Raw genomic sequence first — 22,536 nt, 5'->3', positions numbered from 1 at the left:
AGCAGTCAGAAGAATATAAAAATGCAATAAGAGGAGAAAAAAATCATGTGTGGAATTGTAGGTTTTACAGGCAGGCATCAGGCAGCACCCATCCTTCTGGACGGGCTTTCCAAACTGGAATACAGGGGATATGATTCCGCCGGCATCGCAGTGCGTGACGGGGAAAAGGATATCGAGATCATTAAGGCGAAGGGCCGTCTGAAGGTCCTTCTGGAGAAAACAAACGCAGGTGAATCTGTTCCGGGTATGTGCGGGATCGGTCATACCCGCTGGGCAACTCACGGAGAACCATCAGAGGTCAATGCCCATCCTCATGTCAGTGATAACGGAAATGTGGCAGCTGTGCATAACGGCATTATCGAGAATTACCAGGAGCTGAAGGAGAAGCTTCTCCGCAGGGGATATTCTTTTTATTCTTCCACAGATACGGAGGTTGCTGTGAAGCTGGTGGATTATTACTACCAGAAATACGGCGGATCTCCGGTTGAGGCAGTGCGTCATGCCATGGTGCGTATCCGTGGTTCCTATGCGCTGGCAATGATGTTCCGTGATTATCCGGAAGAGATCTTTGTAGCGAGAAAAGACAGCCCTATGATCCTGGGTGTGGAGAATGGAGAATCCTATATCGCATCGGATGTTCCTGCGATCCTGAAGTATACAAGAAATGTTTATTATATCGGAAATCTGGAGCTGGCATGTGTAAAACCGGGTGAGATCACTTTTTACAATCTGGATGGTGAGGAGATCGAGAAGGAGCCTAAGATCATTGAGTGGGATGCAGAGGCAGCGGAGAAAGCCGGTTTTGAGCATTTCATGATGAAGGAAATCCATGAGCAGCCGAAAGCAGTTGCAGATACACTGAACTCCGTTATCCGGGAGGGCAAGCTGGATCTGACGGAGATCGGTCTGGATGATGAGAGAATCCGCAGCATCAGCCAGGTTTATATCGTGGCCTGCGGCTCTGCTTACCATGTGGGAATGGCTGCACAGTATGTGATCGAGGATCTTGCAGGTCTTCCGGTGCGTGTGGAGCTTGCTTCGGAGTTCCGTTACCGGAAGCCGCTTCTGGATCCTGACGGCCTGGCAGTGATCATCAGTCAGTCCGGTGAGACTGCGGACAGTCTGGCTGCGCTTCGGGAATGTAAGGAGAAGGGAATCCGCACGCTGGCTATTGTCAATGTGGTCGGCTCTTCCATTGCAAGAGAGGCGGATCATGTATTCTACACACTTGCAGGACCGGAGATCTCGGTTGCTACCACCAAGGCGTACAGTACACAGCTGATCGCTTCCTATGTGCTGGCATTGCAGATGGCACTGGTCCGCGGAAAGATCTCAGAGGAGCAGTGTGAGTCCTACATTAAGGAACTGAAGACACTTCCGGACAAGATCGGCAGGATCATCGAGGATAAGGAAAGGCTTCAGTGGTTTGCCTCCAAGCAGGCCAATGCAAAGGATATCTTTTTTATCGGAAGAGGGATTGATTATGCCATCAGCCTTGAGGGCAGCCTTAAGATGAAGGAGATCAGCTACATCCATTCTGAGGCGTATGCGGCTGGCGAGCTGAAGCATGGCACCATTTCCCTGATCGAGGACGGCACTCTTGTGATCGGTGTCCTGACACAGCCGGAGCTTTATGAGAAAACAGTCAGCAACATGGTGGAGTGCAGAAGCCGTGGAGCGTATCTGATGGGGCTTACTACGTTTGGAAACTATAATATCGAGGATACTGCAGATTTTACGGTTTATATCCCGAAAACAGATCCGCATTTTGCAACTTCTCTGGCAGTGATCCCGCTGCAGCTTCTGGGTTACTATGTCAGTGTAAATAAAGGTCTGGATGTGGATAAGCCGAGAAATCTTGCTAAGAGTGTTACCGTGGAATAAGGATATCTGTTTCATGGAAGGAACATTTTAGAGGCAGTTCCGTGACATCGTGAGAGCATAAAAGAATCATGATATCACGGAACTGTTTTTGCATTTGGCGATTTACGATATTTCTTGCTTTTATCAGTAAAAAAGCGTAAAATGATTAGGATATTTGAATCTGTACAGAGGGTGTCCATATGTAATATTCTCTGTACCATCAAAAATGGAGGATTGCATATGAGAAAAATGGGAAAACATATCCCAGGGCTGATCGTGACGCTTGTGGTTCTGATCACAGCGATCGTATTTGCGGTCATGCTTCTGAATATGAAGGTGATCCCGACGAAGTTCATTGCAGTGATCGGACTGGTAATGCTGGTCCTGATCGTGATCGTCGGAGCGCTTGTATGGAGTACGGATGGTAAGATAAGATTTGTAGTGGGAGTGATCCTGGCAGCAGTTTTTGCAGCAGTATTTATTCTCGGAAGTATGTATGTTTATAAGACACATTCCACACTGGCAGGGATTTCCGGTGTGAACACAGAGGTTACGGAGGTCGGCATTTATGTCCGTGCAGATGATTCTGCAGATTCCATAGAGGCTACAGCAGATTATGTGTATGGTGTGCTGACAGATCTTGACAGAGCCAATTCGGACAAGGCTATCCAGGAGGTGGATTCCGAGACAGGCAAGACTGTGCAGGTCCAGGAGTATGCAGGACTTACAGAGCTGGTTGACGGTCTTCTGAACGGACAGACAGGTGCGATCGTGCTGAACAGCGCATATTTAAGCGTTATTGAAGAGATGGATGGATATTCCGATATTTCTTCCAGGATCAAAGAGCTGACCGTGAAGAAGGTGGAGACGACCATTGAACCGCAGGAGACAGAGGCGAAGGCTGAAGAGAGTACCAATGACGGTTCTGTATATACCATCTTTATCAGTGGTATCGACAGCCGCAGCGGCCTTGTTGCAAAGAGCCGAAGCGATTCCAATATCATTGCTACGGTAAATACAGCTACCAGACAGGTGCTTCTGGTTTCCACACCTCGTGATTATTTTGTACCGCTTTCTATTTCAGGCGGACAGAGAGATAAGCTGACACATGCAGGTATCTATGGTATCAATGTATGTATGGATACTCTGGGAATGCTTTATAATGAGGATATCAACTATTATTTCCGTATCAACTTTGCGGGATTTGAGCAGCTGATCAATTCGCTTGGCGGAGTTACTGTTTATTCTGACTATGACTTTGATTCCAAGAATGAGACAGGATATCACTTCAATCAGGGAGAGAACTACCTGAACGGTGAGCAGGCTCTGGTATTCAGCCGTGAGCGTTATGCCTTTAAAGAGGGCGACCGTCAGCGTGGCAAGAACCAGATGGCAGTGATCAAGGGTGTGATCAACAAGGCTCTTTCACCGGAGCTTCTGAAGAATTATTCTTCTGTTCTTTCCAGCATCCAGGGATGCTTTGAGACCAATATCTCCTACGAGGAGATCGCCAGACTGCTCCAGCAGCAGCTGAACAACGGTGGTGACTGGAACATCGTAAGCTACAGTGTAAATGGTACCGGTGACACACAGAAGCCGTATTCTATGAGCCAGAAGGCTTACGTTATGATTCCGGATGAGTCTACCGTTCAGAAGGCGGAGGCCATGATGAAGAAGGTTCGTGACGGAGAGACTGTTTCCCAGGAGGAGGCAGACAGTGCAACATCAGCGGCAGTAGCTACGGATAATGATGCACAGGCAGCTGCAGAGGGAAGTACAGCAGAAGCGCAGGGTGAGACTGCAGATGCCACACAGAATGGCACAGCAGATGCCCAGAGTGCAGACGGAACTGTTGCACAGCAGTAAGATAAAATTATTAAATTTTAGCATAAGAACAGCCGGGGAAGCGTAAAGCTTTCCACCGGCTGTTTTTTCATGAGAAACAGAACGAAAAAAATCCACCGGCGATCACCGATGGATTTTTTTTTACAGGATCTCTTTCAGATATCTTTCCAGGGCATCCTGCCATGTTGGAAGTGGCTGGAAGCCGTTTTTTACAAGCTTGGATTTATCCAGGCGGCTGTTGAATGGACGTACAGCCTTGGAAACGCCGTACTCTGCAGTTGTGACAGGAGATACCTCTACTTTTTCGTATTCCTTGTGGCCGAGGGCAGCAGCCTGGCGGAAGATCTCTTTAGTGAAATCATACCAGCTGATGAAGCCGCCTTCGTTGGTTGCGTGATAGTAGCCGTATTTCTCTGTCTCGACCATGTCTACCAGAAGACGTGCAAGGTCGTAGGTGTAGGTCGGAGTTCCGATCTGGTCACTGACTACGGTAAGCTTGTCATGGGTTTTTCCCAGATTTACCATGGTACGGATAAAGTTTTTGCCGTTTTTGCCGAATACCCATGCAATACGTACGATAAAGAATTTATCTACAGTGCCGGATACTGCCAGTTCACCGTCAAGCTTGGTCTGACCGTATACGTTCTGTGGAGCGTAGTCCTTGCAGTCCGGATCCCATGGTGTGGTTCCCTGGCCGTCAAAAACGTAGTCTGTGGAAATATACATCATCTTGATGCCAAGCTCCTTGCAGATGTCCGCAATGTTCTGTGTTCCTACAACATTGACAAGACGTACCTTCTCACGGTTTTCCTCGTCCTCTGCAGCATCTACGGCTGTCCATGCGGCACAGTGTACTACTGCATCAGGCTTTACCTCACGGATGGTTTTTGCTACCGCTTCTTTATCTGTGATATCAAGCTGCACATAAGGCATGGTGGTAACAGGAGTACCATCAGCGATGCCGCTGTAGGAAGGAGCAATGTCACTTCCTACGCCTTCATATCCACGGCCGGACAGTTCATTCATTACGTCATGGCCAAGCTGGCCGCCAACACCTGTTACGAAAAATTTCATGCTTTAACCTCCTCGCGGTTTCCATACATTTCTTCGTAGTAGTTCTGATACTCGCCGGAGATGATGGTTTCCCACCATTCCTTGTTGTCAAGGTACCATTTGATGGTCTTTTTGATTCCGTCTGCGAATTTTGTTTCAGGAAGCCATCCAAGCTCGTTGTGGATCTTGGTCGGGTCGATAGCGTAGCGCATGTCATGGCCTTTACGGTCTGCTACATGTGTGATCAGGCTTTCCGGTTTGCCAAGCTCCTTGCAGATCAGTTTTACGATATCGATGTTTTTCATCTCGTTATGTCCGCCTACATTGTAAACCTCGCCTACACGTCCTTTGTGGATGATCAGGTCGATGGCACGGCAGTGATCCTCAACATAGAGCCAGTCGCGGACATTTTCACCCTTTCCGTAAACCGGGAGTGGTTTGTCGTTCAAAGCGTTGGCGATCATCAGCGGGATCAGCTTTTCCGGGAAGTGATACGGGCCGTAGTTGTTGGAGCAGCGGCTGATGGTCACAGGCAGGCCGTAGGTTCTGTGGTATGCGAGAACAAGAAGGTCAGCACCTGCTTTGGAGGAGCTGTACGGGCTGCTTGTATGGATCGGAGTTTCCTCTGTGAAGAAGAGGTCCGGTCTGTCAAGAGGAAGATCTCCGTAAACCTCGTCTGTGGAAACCTGATGATAACGCTGGATTCCGTATTTACGGCAGGCATCCATGAGAACAGCAGTACCCTTGATGTTGGTGTCAAGGAATACCTCCGGGTTTTCGATGGAACGGTCTACGTGGCTCTCAGCTGCGAAGTTTACCACGATGTCAGGATGCTCCTCCTCGAAAAGCTTGTAAACAGCGTCACGGTCTGTGATGCTTTCCTTTACAAAGCGGAAGTTCGGTTTGTCCATGACCGGTGCAAGAGTGGAAAGGTTTCCGGCATAGGTCAGGCAGTCCAGGCATACGATACGGTAATCCGGATGAGCCTCCATCATATGAAAAATAAAGTTGCTTCCGATAAATCCGGCGCCGCCGGTAACGATGATTGTCATAAAAAATCTCCTTTATAATAAATGATTGATCTTATGCGGATTCCGTCGAAACGGAGTCCGCAGGTAAATTCAGTGTCGGAAAATCAGATCGGCTTAGTGAAGCGCGTCCAGATATTTTCCATCCAGAACATCCTTGAGATACTGGCCATACTGGTTTTTCTTAAGGATTTCGTAAACCTTGAGCACGTCCTCCTTTGTGATCCAGCCGTTTAAGTAAGCAATCTCCTCAAGGCATGCGATCTTGCGGTGCTGATGCTGCTCCATGGTTTTTACGAAGTTGGTTGCCTCTACAAGGCTTTCATGTGTACCGGTATCCAGCCATGTGAAGCCCTGGCCCAGAAGCTCAACGTTCAGCTGTCCTTTCTCAAGGTAGATACGGTTCAGGTCTGTGATCTCAAGCTCGCCTCTTGCGCTTGGCTTCAGATTTTTTGCGTACTCTACAACCTTGTTGTCGTAGAAGTAGAGACCGGTTACACAGTAGTTGCTTTTGGGCTTTTCCGGTTTCTCTTCAATGGAAACCGCTTTTCCGTTCTGGTCGAATTCCACGATGCCGAAACGCTCCGGATCATCTACATAGTATCCGAAAACAGTGGCACCTTTGCCTGTTTCTGCGTTGTCTACAGCAGCTTTCAGGCGCTTTTTGAGGCCATGTCCTGCGAAAATGTTGTCACCAAGGACCATACATACGGTGTCGTTGCCGATGAATTCCTCGCCGATGATAAATGCCTGAGCAAGTCCGTCCGGGCTTGGCTGTACAGCATAGGTAAGGTTGACACCGAACTGATGGCCGTCACCGAGAAGCTCCTCAAATCTCGGGGTATCCTGCGGGGTGGAGATGATCAGGATATCACGGATGCCTGCGTTCATAAGAACAGACATAGGATAGTAGATCATCGGTTTGTCAAAGATCGGCAGAAGCTGTTTGGAGGTCACCATGGTAAGTGGGTAAAGACGTGTTCCGGAGCCTCCGGCTAAAATAATTCCTTTCATATGTTTTCTCCTTTGCGTGATGATGTGCAGCATAAGTCGTGCCTGCACATAACTTTGTTACTGTAACTGTATTATAAAAGGTGACGCAAGGTCACCTTCAAGAGCTTTTTTCATATTTTTTATTTTTGGCTATTTTTCACAAAGAAATACGCCGGCATCTTTGGTAATGCGGAATCCTTTGGCAGTTTTTCTGGCGGTGTAGGCCCGGAATTCCTTGTAACGGTCCAATATATACTGATTCTGGTTGCCGTGGCAGGAGAGGACGTAGGAGATCAGCGGCTCCGCATCCTGGACCAGAAGGCAGTCTTCATAAGAAAGCCACTGAGCCTTTGGGAAAAAAGGCGCTAGGATACTCTGACCGTTTTCACGTCCGAACCGTTCATAAAGCCGGTCTGCGGAAAGCACGATCCGTTCATCAAAATCCTGCACCAGCTGGCTGACCTCCTGCATATGTGCCTTTCCGTAAGCACTGCAGAGAAATCTTCCGCCGGGAGCGAGGACACGGCGGACTTCCTTCAGGACGGAAGGAATATCATCGCAGTAAAAAAGCACGTGATTGGCGATCACCAGATCAAAGCTTTCGTCCTTGCAGGGGATTTTTCTGCAGTCAAAGGCCCGGAATGCAAACCGGGTATCCGAGGAACCGATGGCTCGTCTGGCATCGCGGAGCATACCGCTGGAAATATCGGAAAGTGTGATGGAGATATCCTCCGGCAGAAGGGAAAGATTGTCGGTCCATAACGTTCCGTCCCCGCAGCCCAGCTCCAGAATACGAAGACCGGGTGAGATCCGGCATTGCTCAAAGATCCAGGGAAACCATCCCTGTTTGTTCTGGGAGTACAGGCTGTGGAGGTTGATCCTGGAGGAAATGTTGGTGGCATTCTGATACTGATTCTTGAGGCTTTTTTCCATGCCGGTCAGGTGGATCAGGTTCAGCATCTGGCTCCAGTCAATGGTGTGCTGTTCCTTTATCATCTGTGCGGTATCCTGGATCGCTTTTTCCACCAGCTGCATCTGTTCGATCCGGTCACGGACCAGACGAAGCTGGATATTCAGAGAATTCAGCATGAAATGATAATCGGAATCACCGATGGTCATTTCACGGATGTCATCCAGGGAAAAGCCCAGGTATTTCAGAAGGAGGATCTGCTGAAGCCTTGCAAAATCCTCATCTGTATAAAAACGTGCGCCGGATTCGGTGACGAGAGAGGGTTTCAGGATATCCTGTTTATCATAATAGCGGACAGTACGCAGAGTTACGTGTGCCATGCGTGCAAATTCGCCGGAAGAATAGTAGCCGTCTTTTTTCATAAAAAATAGAATCCTTTCTGAGGAAATAACAAACATCCTGTCATAGAAGTCATAAAAGAATTATAATTCAGATCCGGAAGCCGTACAAGAGTAAAACGTATAAGAGCAAACCGTACAGGAGAAAAACAGCATTGACAAAATTCTGCTGGTTTGTTAGTATATCGTTTCGAAAAAAAGGGAACCCCGGAATCATATTTCCGGGATAAGCGTTCGATATAAAAAGGAGTAATTTTTATGCGAAACCGTACTCTGGATATGGTAAAGGCAATCTGTGCTTATGCAGTTGTGCTTCTTCACGTCCATTTTCCGGGAAATGCCGGAATTATAGCCAATGTACTTGCCAGATTTGCAGTACCTGTGTTTTTTATGGTATCCGGATATTTTTGTTTCCGTGGCGATGATACGGAATTTATAAGAACCGGAAAAAAGATCCGGCATGTTCTGAAGCTGATGCTTGTGGCATTTCCGGTCTGCTGTCTGTGGGAGCTGATCCAGAACCACATCGACGGAGCAAGCCAGAAGGAATGGCTGGAAGCCCTGGTTTCGGGGGAACATATCCGCCAGTTTCTTCTATATAATAACAGCTCTCAGGTGAAATGGCATCTGTGGTTTCTCCCGGCACTGCTCTATTGTTATCTTCTTTTTGCCCTGGCAGCAAGATTCCGGATTTGTAAGCAGGTATATGTTCTGATACCGGTGCTTCTTCTGATCCATTTCGGAATGGAGGAATTTTCGACCTTCCTGTTCCCGGAAAAGCATTTCCGTGTTATGCAGTTTCGAAACTATCTGTTTACCGGATTTCCGTTTTTTATGTTGGGACATCTGATACACAGACATCAGGAAAAGCTGGAAGCCTGGTTTGCCGGAAAAAAAGTGCTTCTTTTGTATGGCATGGCAGCTGGCGGCGGGATCGCAAGTCTGCTGGAATACCGGTATTTTGGCAAACTGGAATTGTTTCTGGGGTCAGTATCTATGGCTGTTGGTCTTTTTCTCATTGCGATCATGGGAAAGAATCGGAAAGTGCCCGAGCTTCCGGCAGCCATCGGTCAGAAATATGCGTTTTTTATTTATCTGTTCCATCTCTGCGTGGCTGATATCCTGAAGGATGTGGCTGTGGCAGCTGGAATTGAGAAAAATCTTTTATATCTGTGGATGAGACCGGTGATGGTCTGTGTTCTTGTGACTGCTGTGGCGGTAATGTATGGATATGGAATGAAGATCTGCCGGAAATAGAAGAGTTTATGGTATTTTCATATTTATGCGCTGTGATTTTGTACCAAAATATGCTAAAATATCCTTTATTGATAAGTCACAGCACCCACCCGGAGGATGTGGGGAAAGCGACTGGAATATCCCGCTTCAGGGTAAAAAATACTGAGACATGAAAGAAAAAGGAGATTTTTATGGATTTACAAAACAGAGCGGAGGCCGGCAGTGACGGACACGATGAGAGTGTACTGAATCCGGAGATGCCCAACGAAACTGATCTGACGAAGAAGGAACGCCGCCGGATCGAAAGAGAGAAACTGAAGGGAATGGGAACAGGTAAGAAGATTCAGTATATCTGGATGTATTATAAGATACATATGCTGTGCGTGCTTCTTGCCATTGGCGGAGTCTGTCTGGGAGTGAATATTTATCGTCACGCACAGATGAAGACGGTGCTTTCCATTGCGGTGGTGAATGCAGGGAATTATGACTCTGAGAAGGTGGAAGAGGATGTTTTGAAGACACTGGGAACAGAGGATAAATATGCAGAAGTCAGTGTGGCGCAGAATCTGATGACGGACGAGACAGGAGAGGATTTTGATTACTATGCCAGGATCGCATATGTGACGGAAATCCAGAGTGCTACCGTTGATGTCCTGATCATGCCGAAGGAACTCTATGAACATGAGAAAGATAGCGGAATGTATGCAAATCTCAGGGAAACGTTTGGAGATGAGGTGTTTGAGTCTCTGGGCGCTGTGGATGATCAGCATCTGGAGCTTGACGGCAGCAGTAGTGTTGCTCAGGACTTTGGCCTGAGATATGATCCGGTGTGCATCTGCCTTCCGGGTAATGTGAAGAATAAAGAGAATGCGTTGAAATGGATCCAGTCTGTTCTGAAATGATGGATCCATATGTTTAGCTGAGTACAGAGATAAATAAGGCCTCCGGTTCGTAACACAGGAACCGGAGGCCTTATTATATATGAATATTACAGTGTATCGTTACGTTTGATGTAGCCAGGCTCATCCGCAGGACGGATGATCTCCTTGGCATGCGTGATCTTGGCATGCTTGTCTACCACCAGATTTTCGATATGGACATTCTCACCGATGGTACAGTCTGCAAGAACGACACAGTTCTTGATAACAGCGCCCTTTTTGATGGTACAGCCACGTCCGACAATGGAATTTTCTACAGTTCCCTCGATCATGGAGCCGTTGGAGATAACGGAGTTGGAAACATTGGCTGTGTCAAAATAATGGGTCGGACAGGAGTTGTTGGTGCGTGTATAGATCGGCCAGTTATCATGGAAAAGATCGGTTGCAGTTTTGTAGTCGATCAGATCCATATTTGCATCGTGATAGCTCTTGAAATCAGTGATCGATGCAAAATATCCGCGATGAGATATACCACGCACATCCAGCTCACCGTCTCTGCAGCCGGCATTGATCACGTCTGCAAGGGTATAAAGAGAGGAGATCTCTTTTGCCTTATGGATGAGGCTGATGAAAAGCTCCTTGCTCATTACGTAGGTATCCATGAAAATGTTGCGGTTCTTTGCATTGCCGTGGTTGTGCTCAATGGAGAGAACACCCTTCTGACGGTTCAGGTTCAGGATGTGGCAGTTCAGATAGTTCTCCTTGGCATTATCAACGGAATGATAAAGCATGGTCACATCTGCACCGGATTCGATATGGGCATCGATCAGCTTGGAATAGTCGGTGGTGTAGATCATGTAATTCGGAGCGATAACAACATACGGATAATGAACTGCTTCGATGCACTCCAGATTGGAGTAGTAGTTGTCGATATCGGTGTTATAGATATCGTTGACTCCGGAATGCTCTGAAAAGAGGAGTTGGAGATTACCGCTCTTGGAGTTGATGTTGTAGTGACGTCCGGTTCCGAGATGTTCTACAAGAGAACGGGGTTTGTTCTTTACATAGACCTGAATGTACTCAATTCCGCTGTTGGTCATATTTGAGATCGGGAAGTCGATGACACGATATCTTCCGAGAAATGAAAAGGCGCCGATCGCACGGTAGTCCTGAAGCCCCTCCACATGGATATTTCTTTCTGAGGAATTCACGATTCCAAATGCTTTAAACATATTACTCAGCCCCCTTTACACGTTTTGATACAAGTTCGATGTGCTCACTGTCCTTGGAACCGACACGAGCATTGGTACCGATCACGACTCCGTCTGCAACGAGAGCACGCTGGACAACGGCACCTGCTTCAACAACAACACCCGGCATCAGGACACTGTCGATGATCTTGGCACCAGGACCGACCTTGACGCCTGTGAAAAGTACGGAGTTGGTGATCTCACCTTCTACAACACAGCCCTGAGTAATGAAAGCAGTGTTGATCACAGCGGTATCACAGATATACTGTGGAAGAGAGGTAGCATCCTCAGTGTAGATTTTCCAGGTAGGATCGTTAAGATCCAGTTCACTGTTAGGACTGAGAAGATCCATGTTCGCTTCCCAGAGGGAATCGATGGTTCCTACATCCTTCCAGTAGCCTTTGAACTTGTAGGCGTAGAGCGCCTTGTCCTGTGCAAGGAGTGTAGGGATGATGTCTTTACCGAAATCGTGATTGGAATCCGGATTTTTGATATCTGCCAGCAGGAGCTTGCGCAGAAGCTTCCAGTTGAATATGTAGATACCCATGGAGGCAAGATTGCTCTTCGGGTGTTCCGGTTTCTCTTCAAATTCCACGATGCGGTCATCTTCACCGGTGTTCATGATACCGAAACGGCTGGCTTCCTTCATGGGAACCTCGATAACTGCAATAGTCGCATCTGCCTTATGCTGGATATGGTCATCAAGCATCTTTGCATAATTCATCTTATAGATATGGTCACCGGAAAGGATCAGAAGGTATTCCGGGTTCTGTGAGTCGATGAAATCAATATTCTGAGAGATCGCATCAGCTGTTCCACGGTATACATCCAGACCGGCATCAGCCTTCTCACGTGGAGGAAGTACATAAACTCCGCTGTCCTTGGCATCAAGGCCCCAGCGGCCACCGGCTGCTACATAGCTGTTCAGTAAAACTGATTCATACTGTGTCAGTACACCTACGACATCAATGCCGCTGTTGGCACAGTTACTGAGCGGAAAATCCACGATACGGTATTTACCGCCATAACCAACGGCTGGCTTGGCAACTTTATTCGTCAACTCGTGAAGACGACTTCCTCTTCCACCGGCCAGGATCATTGCTAACATACTGTTTTGTTTCATGGCGAATCCTCACTTTCATTTCTTGTTTACTGCCAGGTGTCTTTAACCATAAAAACAATAAACTTTGTTAATATTATACACCTTTCGAAAAAGGAAATCCAGTTTTTTGTGCAAAAAAACGTTATTTTTATATTGAGAAATTAGACGAATTTGGGAAAATTGATGGATGATCTGTCGAAAAAAAGAAACGTTTAAGAAGGTTCCGGGATGCTGAAAAAACAGTAACACTGAAAATAGCCGGATTTCGGATACATCGGCGAAGATTCTTGCGGAAAATGTGAAAGCAGTGTATTCTGTAAAAAAAGTCCGGAATACAGCGGAGAAAGGATATTGATATCAGACAGGGAGAAGACAGGATGAAAGAAGAAAGAATTTCCAACTATGTAAAACTATGTGAAGAGTGGGCACAACGCTTTTTGAAGATGGATCAGGCAGATCTGCATAAACGGGTGCCGGAACTGAAGGAAGAAAACGGGTTTCTCACGATCATTCATTTCGGAAGAAGATATGGGGTGAGTTTGGAAGACGGCAGTATCCGGAGCCTGGATGGACAGAGAGAACCGGATACTACGGAGATGCTGAATATTTATACGCTTCTGGGGTATGCGAAAGAGGGGGCTTTTATTATGGATAAGTGGGTCCCTTTTGCAGATCTCAGGAATGCAAGACCATTTGCACCGGCGTATCAGATCGGAGAGACGGACGTGTTCAGTGCTACATTTTCCGGCCATGAAAAGGAATTGAGGGAGGCGTTTCAGAAGCTTGACGGCAGGGAACTGCCCCAGGGTGATGTGGGATATGAGATCAGGGCCTTTGACTGTATGCCTATGAGATTCTTTTTCTGGGAACGGGACGAGGAGTTTGAAGCACAGGGAAATATCCTGTTTGATTACAGTGCCACAGATTTCAATCATGTGGAGAGTGCGGTATCCATAGCAGATTCCGGGATCAAAAGGCTTGCGGAGCTTGCCGGGGTTCCGCTCAGGGGGAAATCTTTTCAGATGCGCTGATAACCGAAATATAATAAAACCAATATGAAAAATAAATAATACGAAAGATAATTGCAGTTATCAGAAAAATCGTATATAATGAAGGAATATTTAAGGATTTTGAGACAGTAACTGTCACGAAGGATCTATGAGAAATTTACGAATCCGGAGGTGATGCTCGTGGGGAAAAATGCATCGGGAATGTATGTCATAGATGAGGATTATAAGATTATCAGCTATAACCTGGCAGCACGTGAGATCTATCCGCAGCTGAAGAGGGGCGAGAAATGCTATCACTGTCTGAGAAACAGAGAAACTCCCTGTGAGATCTGTCCGGTCGTTAACGGGATCAAAGGTCCGAAGAACTATCTGGAACCGGGACGGAATATCCTGCGTTCGGTTGATGCTGTGGAGATTCCGCTGGAATCCGGCGGGACAGGACATGCCCTTGTTTTTTCGGATACAGAGACGAATGATGAGATCAGCAGCGGAATGATGGAGAATCCGCTTCTTATGGGGATCATTAATGTTCTCGGAAAAAATTTTATCAATATCTACTCTGTTGACAGAGAGACTCATAAGGTCCAGGTATGCCGCTTCCAGGGGCAGAGTGGAGCTTATGTGGAGGAGGGACTTCGCAGTGATGAATCCTATGAGAAGATCATGGATATTTATATTGAGAGCATTGTTGCGGCAGAGGACAGGATCCGGATGCATCAGATGATGGATTTTGAGAAGATATGCCAACGTCTTACAAGGATTCCCCAGTTGATGGTACATTATCGTGTACGCCGAAGCAACGGGAGGATTGAATATTTCTATGTGAAATGTGCCAGGGTAGGAACGGCTGAGGATTTTCAGGCCGTGGTGTTTGCTTTTGCCAATGAGGATATGGATGTACGGTACAGTGAGATGGAGGCCGTACTGGAACCAGGAGGAACAGCATCCGGAAGAAAACTTCTTATTGTAGTGAATGACGAGACGGATCGGAAAGCGCTTACAGAACATCTGGAGGGCAGTTTTGAGGTTATCACTGCGATGAATGAAGCAGAGGGGATGAAGCGTCTGTCTGAGAATTACAAAACCCTTTCTGCAATTCTTCTTGATATGAGTGTGCCGGTATGTGATGAATTTCAGTTTCTGGAGCTGATCCGTGATGATGTGATGCTGACCTCTGTGCCTGTGATCATCATAACCGGAAGTAACCGGTTGGAGGATGAGGTGCGATGTCTGGAACTGGGAGCAGTGGATTTTGTACGGAAACCGTATAATGTCCGTATATTAAAAAGTAAGATCAACAATGTGATCAAGCTGAGAGAGTCCGTGATGGTACTCTCAGCTCTGGAATATGATGATCTTACAGGGCTTTATATCAGACAGGCCTTTTTCCATCATGCAAAGACGCTGATGCGCTTTAATACGAATCAGGATTTTCATGTGGTGGTGGCAGATATAAAGAACTTTAAATGGATCAACGGAACCTATGGAGAGAAGACCGGTGATCAGGTTCTTACCTATCTGGGAGATACGTATAGAAATCAGGTTCGCTACGGGACGGTGGGCAGATATGGAGGAGACCAGTTTGTAGCCATCATATATGGAAAGAAAGAGATCCGTAGGGCAGATATGGAGAAATTTATCCACAGGGTCGAGAGCGGAGCGCCGATTCCTAATCTGGTGGTCAACTATGGGGTTTATGAGAATGTGGATAAGACACTGCCTTTTACCCTGATCTGTGACAGGGCTTTTCTGGCCATGAAGAGTATCCGGGATGACTATGAGCACCAGATTGCTTTTTATGATGATGAGATGAGACAGAGGCATATCCGTAACGGACAGATGGAGAATGCTTTCGTGGAGGCTATACGCAATGAAGAATTCGTAGTCTACCTGCAGCCGAAATACAGTGTGGAGACAGAAGAGATCGTTGGGGCGGAGGCACTGGTGCGCTGGAAGAGAGCGGAAGGAACTATGGTTTCGCCGGGAGAATTTATCCCTCTTTTTGAGAAGGATGGTCTGATCGTACGCCTTGATGAATATGTTTTCAGAAAGGTATGCAGCATCCAGGGGGAACGTATAAGATCAGGGAAAAAGATACTTCCGATTTCGGTGAATCTGTCACGTGCCAGTATCCATTACGATAATATGATCTGTCGTTATGTGAAGATCGTGGAAGAAAATGGCATTCCGTTTTCTTCTGTTCCCATTGAATTGACAGAAACTGCTGCGTTGTATAATGATCGGATCAGTAAGCTCATAGAGAAGATGGTGGATGCAGGATTCGAGCTGCATATGGATGATTTTGGCTCCGGCTATTCATCTATGACAAGCCTGAACCAGCTGCCATTCGATACTCTGAAGCTGGATAAAAGTCTGATCGATTACATAGAGAATTTTCGTGGGCAGCAGGTGATTCGTCATACCATTTCGCTGGCACACAGCCTTGGAATGAAGGTTCTTGCCGAGGGCGTGGAGAAAGCAAAACAGGTGGAGATCCTGCGAAGCCTGAGCTGCGATGAGATCCAGGGCTTTTATTATGCACGGCCTTTGCCGTGGGAAAACTTTGAAACAAAGGTTATAAGAGCAAAAGAGGCGTGTAAAAAATGAGAGATCATTTTTACACGCCCTTTTTACAGCTAATGTTTCCGGACCTGTTTTTCAATAAGATAAAGTGCAAAATATAGCAGCATGGCAATGATGCAGAGGATCACAATGGACATCAGGACCCATGTAAGTCTGAATGTCTGGCTTCCGTAAATGATCAGGTATCCCAGGCCTTTTCGGGCACCGATAAATTCTCCGATGATCACGCCCACCAGGCAAAGCCCGATGTTGACCTTCATCACACTCAGGATAAGAGGAACGGAGGAGGGCAGGACGATCTTCAGAAGCTTTTCCTTTTTGTGTCCCCCCAGAGTTTCGATCAGCTTCAGCTTTTCCGGATCTGCCTGGCAGAAGCCGGAGTACAGATTGATAACGGAGCCGAAGATGGCTACAGACATGCCGGCGACCACAATGGTACGTTCGTTGGCACCAAGCCATACGATCAGAAGAGGGGCCAGAGCAGATTTCGGGAGACTGTTCAGTACCACCAGACATGGCTCCAGGATCCGTGCGATCCGTCGGGAGCACCAGAGAAGTACTGCGGTTCCTACACCTAGGATCACAACAAAAAAGAAACTGACAAGAGTTTCTGCCAGTGTCACGGCAATATGTGCAAACAGGGACTGATCCCTGCACATGGAAAGAAAGGTCTTTGCGATCAGGGAAGGACTGCTGAAGATAAAGGAATCGATCCATCCAAGATCAGAGGATATTTCCCAAAGTCCCATAAACAGAACAAAAAGAAGTGTCCGTGCAGCCAGGATAATGTTTTTTTCTTTTTTTTGCCGTGCAAGATATTGTTTCTGCTGTCTGGAAATTTCAGGCATTTTCATTGAGCTCCTTCCATATGATGTTAAAATATTTTTTAAAATCCGGAGCATTTCTGGAGGAGAGGGGAGTGCGGTCGCTGATATCCAGATCGATATCAATGATCTTTCGTACAGTGGCAGGACGTGCAGAAAGGATCAGTACCCGGTCGGCCATACTGATGGCTTCGGAGATATCGTGAGTGACCAGGATCGCAGGCTTGCCGGAGCTTTTGAGGATTTTTCCTATATCATCACTGACATTTAAGCGGGTCTGGTAATCCAGAGCGGAAAATGGTTCGTCCAGAAGAAGGAGCTCCGGTTCCAGCACCAGGGTCCGGATCAGAGCGGCACGTTGGCGCATACCGCCGGAAAGCTGGGAAGGGCGGGCATCACGGAAACGGTCCAGACCGTAGGTCTGAAGAAGGGCTTCTGCATGTGCCAGCTTTTCAGGTGTGAGCTCTTTCCGGATCTCCAGGCCGAGAAGGATGTTTTTGTAGATGCTCCGCCATTCCAGAAGATGATCCTTCTGGAGCATATATCCTACAGCGGCACTGCCGGAGGATACCGGACGGTTTCCCAGAGTAATGGAACCGTGTTCCGGAGTGAGCAGGCCGGCAATGAGATTCAGAAGAGTGGATTTTCCGCATCCGGAAGGTCCTACAATGGACAGGAATTCACCGGGCATCAGGTCAAAGGATATATGAGAAAGGGCGGGTGTCTCACCGGACAATGTGTGATAGGAGAGACACACGTCCCGCACTTTCAGGACAGGATTCATGGATGTTGCCTCCTTTTCGTAGATAATGGTATAATATTATCATATGTCTGAAACATGAGAAGGCCAATGGCAGAGATGCATACTTTGATGTCTGCCTGAAAACGGTCATAGAGAAAGGAATTACAAACATTGAACAAGAGAAACTACCAGAAAGAACTGGATAAACTGATTGAAAGAAACCAGAAAGAAGGGAAAACCCCCAGACTTTTTCTGCATGCCTGCTGTGCGCCATGCAGCAGCTATGTGATGGAATATCTGTCGCAGTATTTTGAAATCACGATATTTTTTTATAATCCCAATATCGCACCGGTGGAGGAATATTCACACCGCGTGGCTGAGATCCGCCGCCTGATCGGGGAGATGGAATTTGTCCATCCGGTAACGCTAGTGGAGGGACGGTATGACCCGAAGGAATTTTACGAGATGGCCAAAGGCCTGGAAGATGTTCCGGAAGGAGGAGAACGGTGCTTTCGGTGTTACCGTCTGCGGATGGAAGAGGCGGCAAAACTGGCGAAGGAGGGCGGATATGATTATTTCACCACAACCTTAAGTATCAGTCCGCTGAAAAATGCACAGAAGATCAATGAGATTGGCGAGGAGCTGGCAGAAATCTATAAAGTGCCACATCTGACTTCGGATTTTAAGAAAAAGAATGGCTACAAGCGTTCTATTGAACTGTCTCATGAGCATGCTCTGTACCGGCAGAATTATTGCGGCTGTGTATTTTCAAAGAAAGAAGCCATGGACAGAGAACGGCTGGTTACTGAGAATCGAGTGAACAGTAACAACGGCTGAAGACAGCAAACGTATAATTATGAAAAACTTTGCATTTTTATAAAAATATGTTACACTAACACAGAAAAGTGCAGACGTCCGGGAGACGGAGCTCGTGTATGTCCGGAGAAGACAGTTCTGCCGCAAAAAAGAAAAGTGAGGAAGAATCAATATGGCACAGTTATGGGGAGGCCGTTTTACAAAAGAAACGGACAAGCTGGTTTACAATTTTAACGCATCCATTTCCTTTGATCAAAAATTTTACAGACAGGATATCCGTGGAAGCAAGGCACATGTTGCCATGCTTGCAAAACAGGGGATCCTGACAGAGGAAGAAAAGGAGCAGATTACAGAAGGACTGGACGGTATCCTTGCAGACGTGGAAGCAGGAAAGCTGGAGATCACAGCGGAGTATGAGGATATCCACAGCTTCGTGGAGGCAAACCTGATCGACCGTATCGGAGATGCCGGAAAGAAGCTTCACACAGGAAGAAGCCGTAATGACCAGGTAGCTCTGGATATGAAGCTTTATGTCCGCGACGAGATCGATGAGACAGATAAGGAGCTGAAGGACCTTCTTCTTGCCCTGCAGAAGATCATGGAAGAGAATGTTCACACCTACATGCCGGGATTTACCCACCTTCAGAAGGCACAGCCGGTAACTCTGGCACACCATGTAGGCGCATATTTTGAGATGTTCCGCAGAGACCGTGACAGACTTTTTGATATCCGTAAGAGAATGAATACCTGTCCGCTTGGAGCGGGAGCACTGGCAGGAACCACTTATCCGTTGGATCGTGCCTATACTGCAGAGCTTCTCGGCTTTGATGCACCAACCAGAAACAGTATGGATTCCGTATCTGACAGAGATTATGTCATCGAGCTTCTCAGTGCGTTTTCTACGATCATGATGCATCTGAGCCGTTTTTCAGAGGAGATCATTCTGTGGAATTCCAATGAGTACCGTTTCGTTGAGATCGATGACGCATACAGCACAGGCAGCAGTATCATGCCGCAGAAGAAGAATCCGGATATCGCAGAGCTTGTCCGTGGAAAAACAGGCCGTGTTTACGGAGCGCTGACATCTATTCTCACAACCATGAAGGGAATCCCGCTTGCATACAACAAAGATATGCAGGAAGACAAGGAGCTGACCTTTGATGCCATCGACACTGTAAAGGGCTGTATCGCCCTGTTTACCGGCATGGTTTCCACTATGCAGTTCAACAAAGCCAACATGGAGGCAAGTGCAAAGAGAGGCTTTACAAACGCCACAGACGCAGCGGACTATCTGGTTAACCACGGTGTACCGTTCCGTGATGCTCACGGCATCGTCGGAAGACTGGTCCTTCTCTGTCTGGATAAGGGAATCTCTCTGGATGAGCTTCCGCTTTCCGAGTACAAAGAGATCAGTCCTGTGTTTGAGGAGGACATCTATGAAGCCATCAGTATGAAGACCTGCGTGGAAAAACGTGTGACTCTGGGAGCGCCGGGACCGGACGTGATGGAGCAGGTGATCGCTCAGAATAAAGAATATCTTGAAAAAAATTAAGATAATGCTTGCATTTTAGGAAAAATTGGTATAGTATTTACAGAAAAGACAAATGTGTGCCATGGAGGGACACAAGATGAGGAGAGTTTTATTATGAGTGAAAAGCTTAAAGTCGGTATTTTAGGTGCAACTGGAATGGTTGGTCAGAGATTCATTTCTCTTCTGGAGAATCACCCGTGGTTTGAGGTGGTTACTGTAGCGGCAAGCCCGAGAAGCGCAGGCAAGACCTACGAGGAGGCTGTAGGCGGCAGATGGAAAATGGATACTCCGATGCCGGAGGCAGTAAAGAAGCTGGTTGTTATGGATATCCACGAGGTTGAGAAGGTTGCAGCTACTGTTGACTTTGTATTTTCCGCAGTTGATATGACTAAGGATGAGATCAAGGCGATCGAGGAAGAATATGCAAAGACAGAGACACCGGTTGTGTCCAACAACAGCGCACACCGCTGGACACCGGACGTTCCGATGGTAGTTCCGGAAATCAATCCGGAGCACTTCGAGGTTATCGAATTCCAGAAGAAACGTCTCGGAACAAAACGCGGCTTTGTAGCTGTTAAACCGAACTGCTCTATCCAGAGCTACGCTCCGGTACTTACCGCATGGAAAGAGTTCGAGCCGTATGAAGTAGTTGCCACTACATACCAGGCTATTTCCGGAGCAGGAAAAACCTTCAAGGACTGGCCGGAGATGGAGCACAACATCATTCCGTACATCGGTGGTGAGGAAGAGAAGAGTGAGAAGGAGCCATTAAGACTCTGGGGCAAGATCGAGGACGGCGTGATCGTTCCGGCTACCACACCTGTCATCACATGCCAGTGTGTACGTGTTCCGGTCCTCAACGGACATACAGCAGCTGTATTCGTTAAATTCCGCAAGAAACCTACCAAAGAGCAGCTGATCCAGAAGCTGGTTGAGTTTAAGGGACTTCCGCAGGAGCTTGAGCTTCCAAGCGCTCCGAAGCAGTTCATCCAGTATCTTGAGGAGGACAACCGTCCGCAGGTACAGATGGATGTAAACTATGAGAATGGAATGGGAGTATCTGTAGGACGTCTTCGTGAGGATACTGTTTATGATTACAAGTTCATCGGACTTTCCCATAACACAGTAAGAGGTGCCGCAGGCGGAGCAGTTCTCTGTGCAGAAACTCTGAAAGCGAAAGGATATATCCAGGCTAAATAAGAACTGGATCCTTTACAGGAAATAAAGAAAATCATCAGAAACGGGATATCGGTTTTTCCGGTGTCCTGTTTTTGTGTATGTGGAAGGAACAAAGGAGATATGCGCAGAAAAGTAATTACTACAGTTGTGACATTTTCCACAACCACGGCTGCCATGAAAATGGAAAAAACGGCCAGGGAATCTGAATTTCAGGGAAGACTGATCCCGATCCCTTCAGAGATCAGTGCCCAGTGCGGACTGGCCTGGAAATGCGTGGAGCAATCAGAGGAGGAAACAGAAGATTTCCTGAAAAAAAAGGAACTGGCCTGGGATGGCATCTACCGTGTTCTGGTATAAAGCGGATATTGTTTGTTGTATGTAACAAAGCGGAAATTTTTGAAAATTTTCGCATTTTTATTGTGGAATAATTGGTAAAGTGTTACAATATAACAAGCAGATTTCCGGAAAGCGTGTTACTGTGAACAAAGAAGCAGTAACAAAGTGCCACGCTTGCTAAAAATATGTGGAGGTGCTATTTATGAACAGGGAGGATGTAGAGAAACTGTCAACCGCTGCGAAGGGTAAGATAAACTTACTGAACAGCAATTTCGGAAAATACTTTATGCGGGCGATCATGGCCGGATTTTTTATTGATGTGGCGATGATCTACAGTAACGTTGTTGGAAATGTATTTTCCAAAACTTTCCCGGAATGGGGGAAATTCCTTGGAGCCATCGTGTTCTCCATTGCGGTCTTGCTGATCGTAATGGTAGGAGGAGAGCTGTTTACCGGTAACAATCTGGTAATGGCTTTTGGTGCGTATGACAAGAGCGTATCATGGAAAGACGTAGGCAAGGTCTGGGGAATCAGTTACATCGGCAATTTTGTGGGATGCCTGATCCTGGCGCTGATCTTTGCAGGTGCAGGAGCGTCCGGTACAGCAGATTATTTTGCCGGATTTATAAACGGAAAACTGAGTATTCCGGCAGGACAGATGTTTTTCCGTGCGGTACTTTGTAATTTCTTCGTCTGTCTTGCTGTTCTCTGCGGCATTAAGCTGAAGAGTGAGTCAGGCAAGTTCCTGATGATCGTGATCTGTATTTCAGGTTTCGTTGTCAGCGGATTTGAGCATTGTATTGCAAATATGGGTATTTTTACAGTTGCATTCTGTATGGTGCCAGGATTGTCTGTCGGCGCTATGCTTAAAAGCATGGTGATCGTAACACTGGGAAATATAGTTGGCGGAGCTGTGCTTCTGGCATGGCCGCTTAGAAAGATGAGTGCAGATAAATAGT

General features: G+C 47.0%; 19 protein-coding genes. 11 read left to right on the top strand and 8 right to left on the bottom strand.

The genetic code is table 11. From position 1 onward, the window contains the following. Positions 1-45: 45 nt before the first annotated feature. Both glmS and BN3261_RS11640 read left to right on the top strand, forming a co-directional pair. Positions 46-1,884 (top strand): glutamine--fructose-6-phosphate transaminase (isomerizing), encoded by a 1,839-nt coding sequence (gene glmS / locus BN3261_RS11645; RefSeq protein ID WP_059086317.1) that lies wholly within the window; start codon positions 46-48, stop codon positions 1,882-1,884. 219 nt (positions 1,885-2,103) lie between these two features. Further along, the gene (locus BN3261_RS11640; RefSeq protein ID WP_022426274.1) at positions 2,104-3,729 is read left to right on the top strand and encodes an LCP family glycopolymer transferase; all 1,626 of its coding nucleotides are present in this window, start codon (positions 2,104-2,106) and stop codon (positions 3,727-3,729) included. A gap of 120 nt (positions 3,730-3,849) precedes the next feature. Here BN3261_RS11640 and rfbD read toward each other — a convergent pair whose 3' ends face one another. The 4 genes from rfbD to BN3261_RS11620 form a co-directional block, all read right to left on the bottom strand. Next, positions 3,850-4,782, bottom strand: coding sequence for a dTDP-4-dehydrorhamnose reductase (rfbD, locus tag BN3261_RS11635; RefSeq protein WP_059086316.1), 933 nt, complete (start codon positions 4,780-4,782; stop codon positions 3,850-3,852). Then, positions 4,779-5,813 (bottom strand): dTDP-glucose 4,6-dehydratase, encoded by a 1,035-nt coding sequence (gene rfbB / locus BN3261_RS11630; RefSeq protein ID WP_021651092.1) that lies wholly within the window; start codon positions 5,811-5,813, stop codon positions 4,779-4,781. The genes rfbD and rfbB overlap by 4 nt, the downstream gene beginning before the upstream one ends. 93 nt (positions 5,814-5,906) lie before the next feature. Further along, positions 5,907-6,803: a glucose-1-phosphate thymidylyltransferase RfbA gene (rfbA, locus tag BN3261_RS11625; RefSeq protein ID WP_015525711.1), complete on the bottom strand. Its 897-nt coding sequence runs from the start codon at positions 6,801-6,803 to the stop codon at positions 5,907-5,909. A 129-nt stretch (positions 6,804-6,932) separates the two neighbouring features. Further along, positions 6,933-8,114, bottom strand: a complete 1,182-nt coding sequence (locus tag BN3261_RS11620) for a MerR family transcriptional regulator (protein ID WP_021976536.1) — start codon at positions 8,112-8,114, stop codon at positions 6,933-6,935. A gap of 234 nt (positions 8,115-8,348) precedes the next feature. Here BN3261_RS11620 and BN3261_RS11615 point away from each other — a divergent pair, with 234 nt between their 5' ends. After that, positions 8,349-9,347 (top strand): acyltransferase, encoded by a 999-nt coding sequence (locus tag BN3261_RS11615; protein ID WP_059086315.1) that lies wholly within the window; start codon positions 8,349-8,351, stop codon positions 9,345-9,347. A 170-nt stretch (positions 9,348-9,517) separates the two neighbouring features. Continuing rightward, positions 9,518-10,228, top strand: coding sequence for a hypothetical protein (locus BN3261_RS11610; RefSeq protein ID WP_015525714.1), 711 nt, complete (start codon positions 9,518-9,520; stop codon positions 10,226-10,228). 86 nt (positions 10,229-10,314) lie between these two features. Here the strand turns inward: BN3261_RS11610 and glgD are convergent, their stop codons facing one another. Then, on the bottom strand, positions 10,315-11,436 hold the full coding sequence (gene glgD / locus BN3261_RS11605; RefSeq protein ID WP_015525715.1) for a glucose-1-phosphate adenylyltransferase subunit GlgD: 1,122 nt from the start codon (positions 11,434-11,436) through the stop codon (positions 10,315-10,317). Between the two features lies 1 nt (position 11,437). Beyond that, the gene (locus BN3261_RS11600; protein ID WP_059086314.1) at positions 11,438-12,577 is read right to left on the bottom strand and encodes a glucose-1-phosphate adenylyltransferase; all 1,140 of its coding nucleotides are present in this window, start codon (positions 12,575-12,577) and stop codon (positions 11,438-11,440) included. A 356-nt stretch (positions 12,578-12,933) separates the two neighbouring features. Between BN3261_RS11600 and BN3261_RS11595 the strand changes: the two genes are divergently transcribed. Together BN3261_RS11595 and BN3261_RS11590 are read left to right on the top strand one after the other, a co-directional pair. Continuing rightward, positions 12,934-13,587, top strand: a complete 654-nt coding sequence (locus tag BN3261_RS11595) for a DUF3786 domain-containing protein (protein WP_015525717.1) — start codon at positions 12,934-12,936, stop codon at positions 13,585-13,587. 159 nt (positions 13,588-13,746) lie between these two features. After that, positions 13,747-16,173 (top strand): putative bifunctional diguanylate cyclase/phosphodiesterase, encoded by a 2,427-nt coding sequence (locus BN3261_RS11590; protein WP_235812377.1) that lies wholly within the window; start codon positions 13,747-13,749, stop codon positions 16,171-16,173. Positions 16,174-16,202: 29 nt separating this feature from the next. On the opposite strand, the gene BN3261_RS11585 is transcribed toward BN3261_RS11590, so the two are convergent. Together BN3261_RS11585 and BN3261_RS11580 are read right to left on the bottom strand one after the other, a co-directional pair. Further along, complete coding sequence (locus BN3261_RS11585; RefSeq protein WP_059086313.1) at positions 16,203-16,997, bottom strand: ABC transporter permease; 795 nt, start codon at positions 16,995-16,997, stop codon at positions 16,203-16,205. After that, on the bottom strand, positions 16,990-17,757 hold the full coding sequence (locus tag BN3261_RS11580; protein WP_044961273.1) for an ABC transporter ATP-binding protein: 768 nt from the start codon (positions 17,755-17,757) through the stop codon (positions 16,990-16,992). Before BN3261_RS11580 ends, BN3261_RS11585 begins: the two co-directional genes overlap by 8 nt. A gap of 129 nt (positions 17,758-17,886) precedes the next feature. Here BN3261_RS11580 and BN3261_RS11575 point away from each other — a divergent pair, with 129 nt between their 5' ends. The 5 genes from BN3261_RS11575 to BN3261_RS11555 all read left to right on the top strand — a co-directional run bounded on the left by BN3261_RS11575 (position 17,887) and on the right by BN3261_RS11555 (position 22,535). Beyond that, positions 17,887-18,552, top strand: coding sequence for an epoxyqueuosine reductase QueH (locus BN3261_RS11575; RefSeq protein ID WP_059086312.1), 666 nt, complete (start codon positions 17,887-17,889; stop codon positions 18,550-18,552). A 151-nt stretch (positions 18,553-18,703) separates the two neighbouring features. Continuing rightward, on the top strand, positions 18,704-20,083 hold the full coding sequence (gene argH / locus BN3261_RS11570) for an argininosuccinate lyase (RefSeq protein WP_015525719.1): 1,380 nt from the start codon (positions 18,704-18,706) through the stop codon (positions 20,081-20,083). A 93-nt stretch (positions 20,084-20,176) separates the two neighbouring features. Then, positions 20,177-21,262, top strand: coding sequence for an aspartate-semialdehyde dehydrogenase (gene asd / locus BN3261_RS11565; protein ID WP_015525720.1), 1,086 nt, complete (start codon positions 20,177-20,179; stop codon positions 21,260-21,262). 99 nt (positions 21,263-21,361) lie between these two features. Further along, positions 21,362-21,598, top strand: a complete 237-nt coding sequence (locus BN3261_RS11560; RefSeq protein WP_059086311.1) for a putative Se/S carrier protein — start codon at positions 21,362-21,364, stop codon at positions 21,596-21,598. A 181-nt stretch (positions 21,599-21,779) separates the two neighbouring features. Then, complete coding sequence (locus tag BN3261_RS11555) at positions 21,780-22,535, top strand: formate/nitrite transporter family protein (RefSeq protein ID WP_059086310.1); 756 nt, start codon at positions 21,780-21,782, stop codon at positions 22,533-22,535. Position 22,536 lies beyond the last annotated feature (1 nt).

The organism is Blautia massiliensis (ex Durand et al. 2017), from assembly GCF_001487165.1.
Classification (GTDB): domain Bacteria; phylum Bacillota; class Clostridia; order Lachnospirales; family Lachnospiraceae; genus Blautia_A; species Blautia_A fusiformis.
Note: the sequence above shows the minus strand (reverse complement) of the source record. Positions and strands in the feature narration are given on the sequence as shown.

Excerpts from the sequence above, each read along its gene's own strand:
- glmS (WP_059086317.1), top strand. The coding sequence starts at position 46 with ATGTGTGGAATTGTAGGTTTTACAGGCAGGCATCAGGCAGCACCCATC.
- BN3261_RS11640 (WP_022426274.1), top strand. The coding sequence starts at position 2,104 with ATGAGAAAAATGGGAAAACATATCCCAGGGCTGATCGTGACGCTTGTG.
- rfbD (WP_059086316.1), bottom strand. The coding sequence starts at position 4,782 with ATGAAATTTTTCGTAACAGGTGTTGGCGGCCAGCTTGGCCATGACGTA.
- rfbB (WP_021651092.1), bottom strand. The coding sequence starts at position 5,813 with ATGACAATCATCGTTACCGGCGGCGCCGGATTTATCGGAAGCAACTTT.
- rfbA (WP_015525711.1), bottom strand. The coding sequence starts at position 6,803 with ATGAAAGGAATTATTTTAGCCGGAGGCTCCGGAACACGTCTTTACCCA.
- BN3261_RS11620 (WP_021976536.1), bottom strand. The coding sequence starts at position 8,114 with ATGAAAAAAGACGGCTACTATTCTTCCGGCGAATTTGCACGCATGGCA.
- BN3261_RS11615 (WP_059086315.1), top strand. The coding sequence starts at position 8,349 with ATGCGAAACCGTACTCTGGATATGGTAAAGGCAATCTGTGCTTATGCA.
- BN3261_RS11610 (WP_015525714.1), top strand. The coding sequence starts at position 9,518 with ATGGATTTACAAAACAGAGCGGAGGCCGGCAGTGACGGACACGATGAG.
- glgD (WP_015525715.1), bottom strand. The coding sequence starts at position 11,436 with ATGTTTAAAGCATTTGGAATCGTGAATTCCTCAGAAAGAAATATCCAT.
- BN3261_RS11600 (WP_059086314.1), bottom strand. The coding sequence starts at position 12,577 with ATGAAACAAAACAGTATGTTAGCAATGATCCTGGCCGGTGGAAGAGGA.
- BN3261_RS11595 (WP_015525717.1), top strand. The coding sequence starts at position 12,934 with ATGAAAGAAGAAAGAATTTCCAACTATGTAAAACTATGTGAAGAGTGG.
- BN3261_RS11585 (WP_059086313.1), bottom strand. The coding sequence starts at position 16,997 with ATGCCTGAAATTTCCAGACAGCAGAAACAATATCTTGCACGGCAAAAA.
- BN3261_RS11580 (WP_044961273.1), bottom strand. The coding sequence starts at position 17,757 with ATGAATCCTGTCCTGAAAGTGCGGGACGTGTGTCTCTCCTATCACACA.
- argH (WP_015525719.1), top strand. The coding sequence starts at position 18,704 with ATGGCACAGTTATGGGGAGGCCGTTTTACAAAAGAAACGGACAAGCTG.
- asd (WP_015525720.1), top strand. The coding sequence starts at position 20,177 with ATGAGTGAAAAGCTTAAAGTCGGTATTTTAGGTGCAACTGGAATGGTT.
- BN3261_RS11560 (WP_059086311.1), top strand. The coding sequence starts at position 21,362 with ATGCGCAGAAAAGTAATTACTACAGTTGTGACATTTTCCACAACCACG.
- BN3261_RS11555 (WP_059086310.1), top strand. The coding sequence starts at position 21,780 with ATGAACAGGGAGGATGTAGAGAAACTGTCAACCGCTGCGAAGGGTAAG.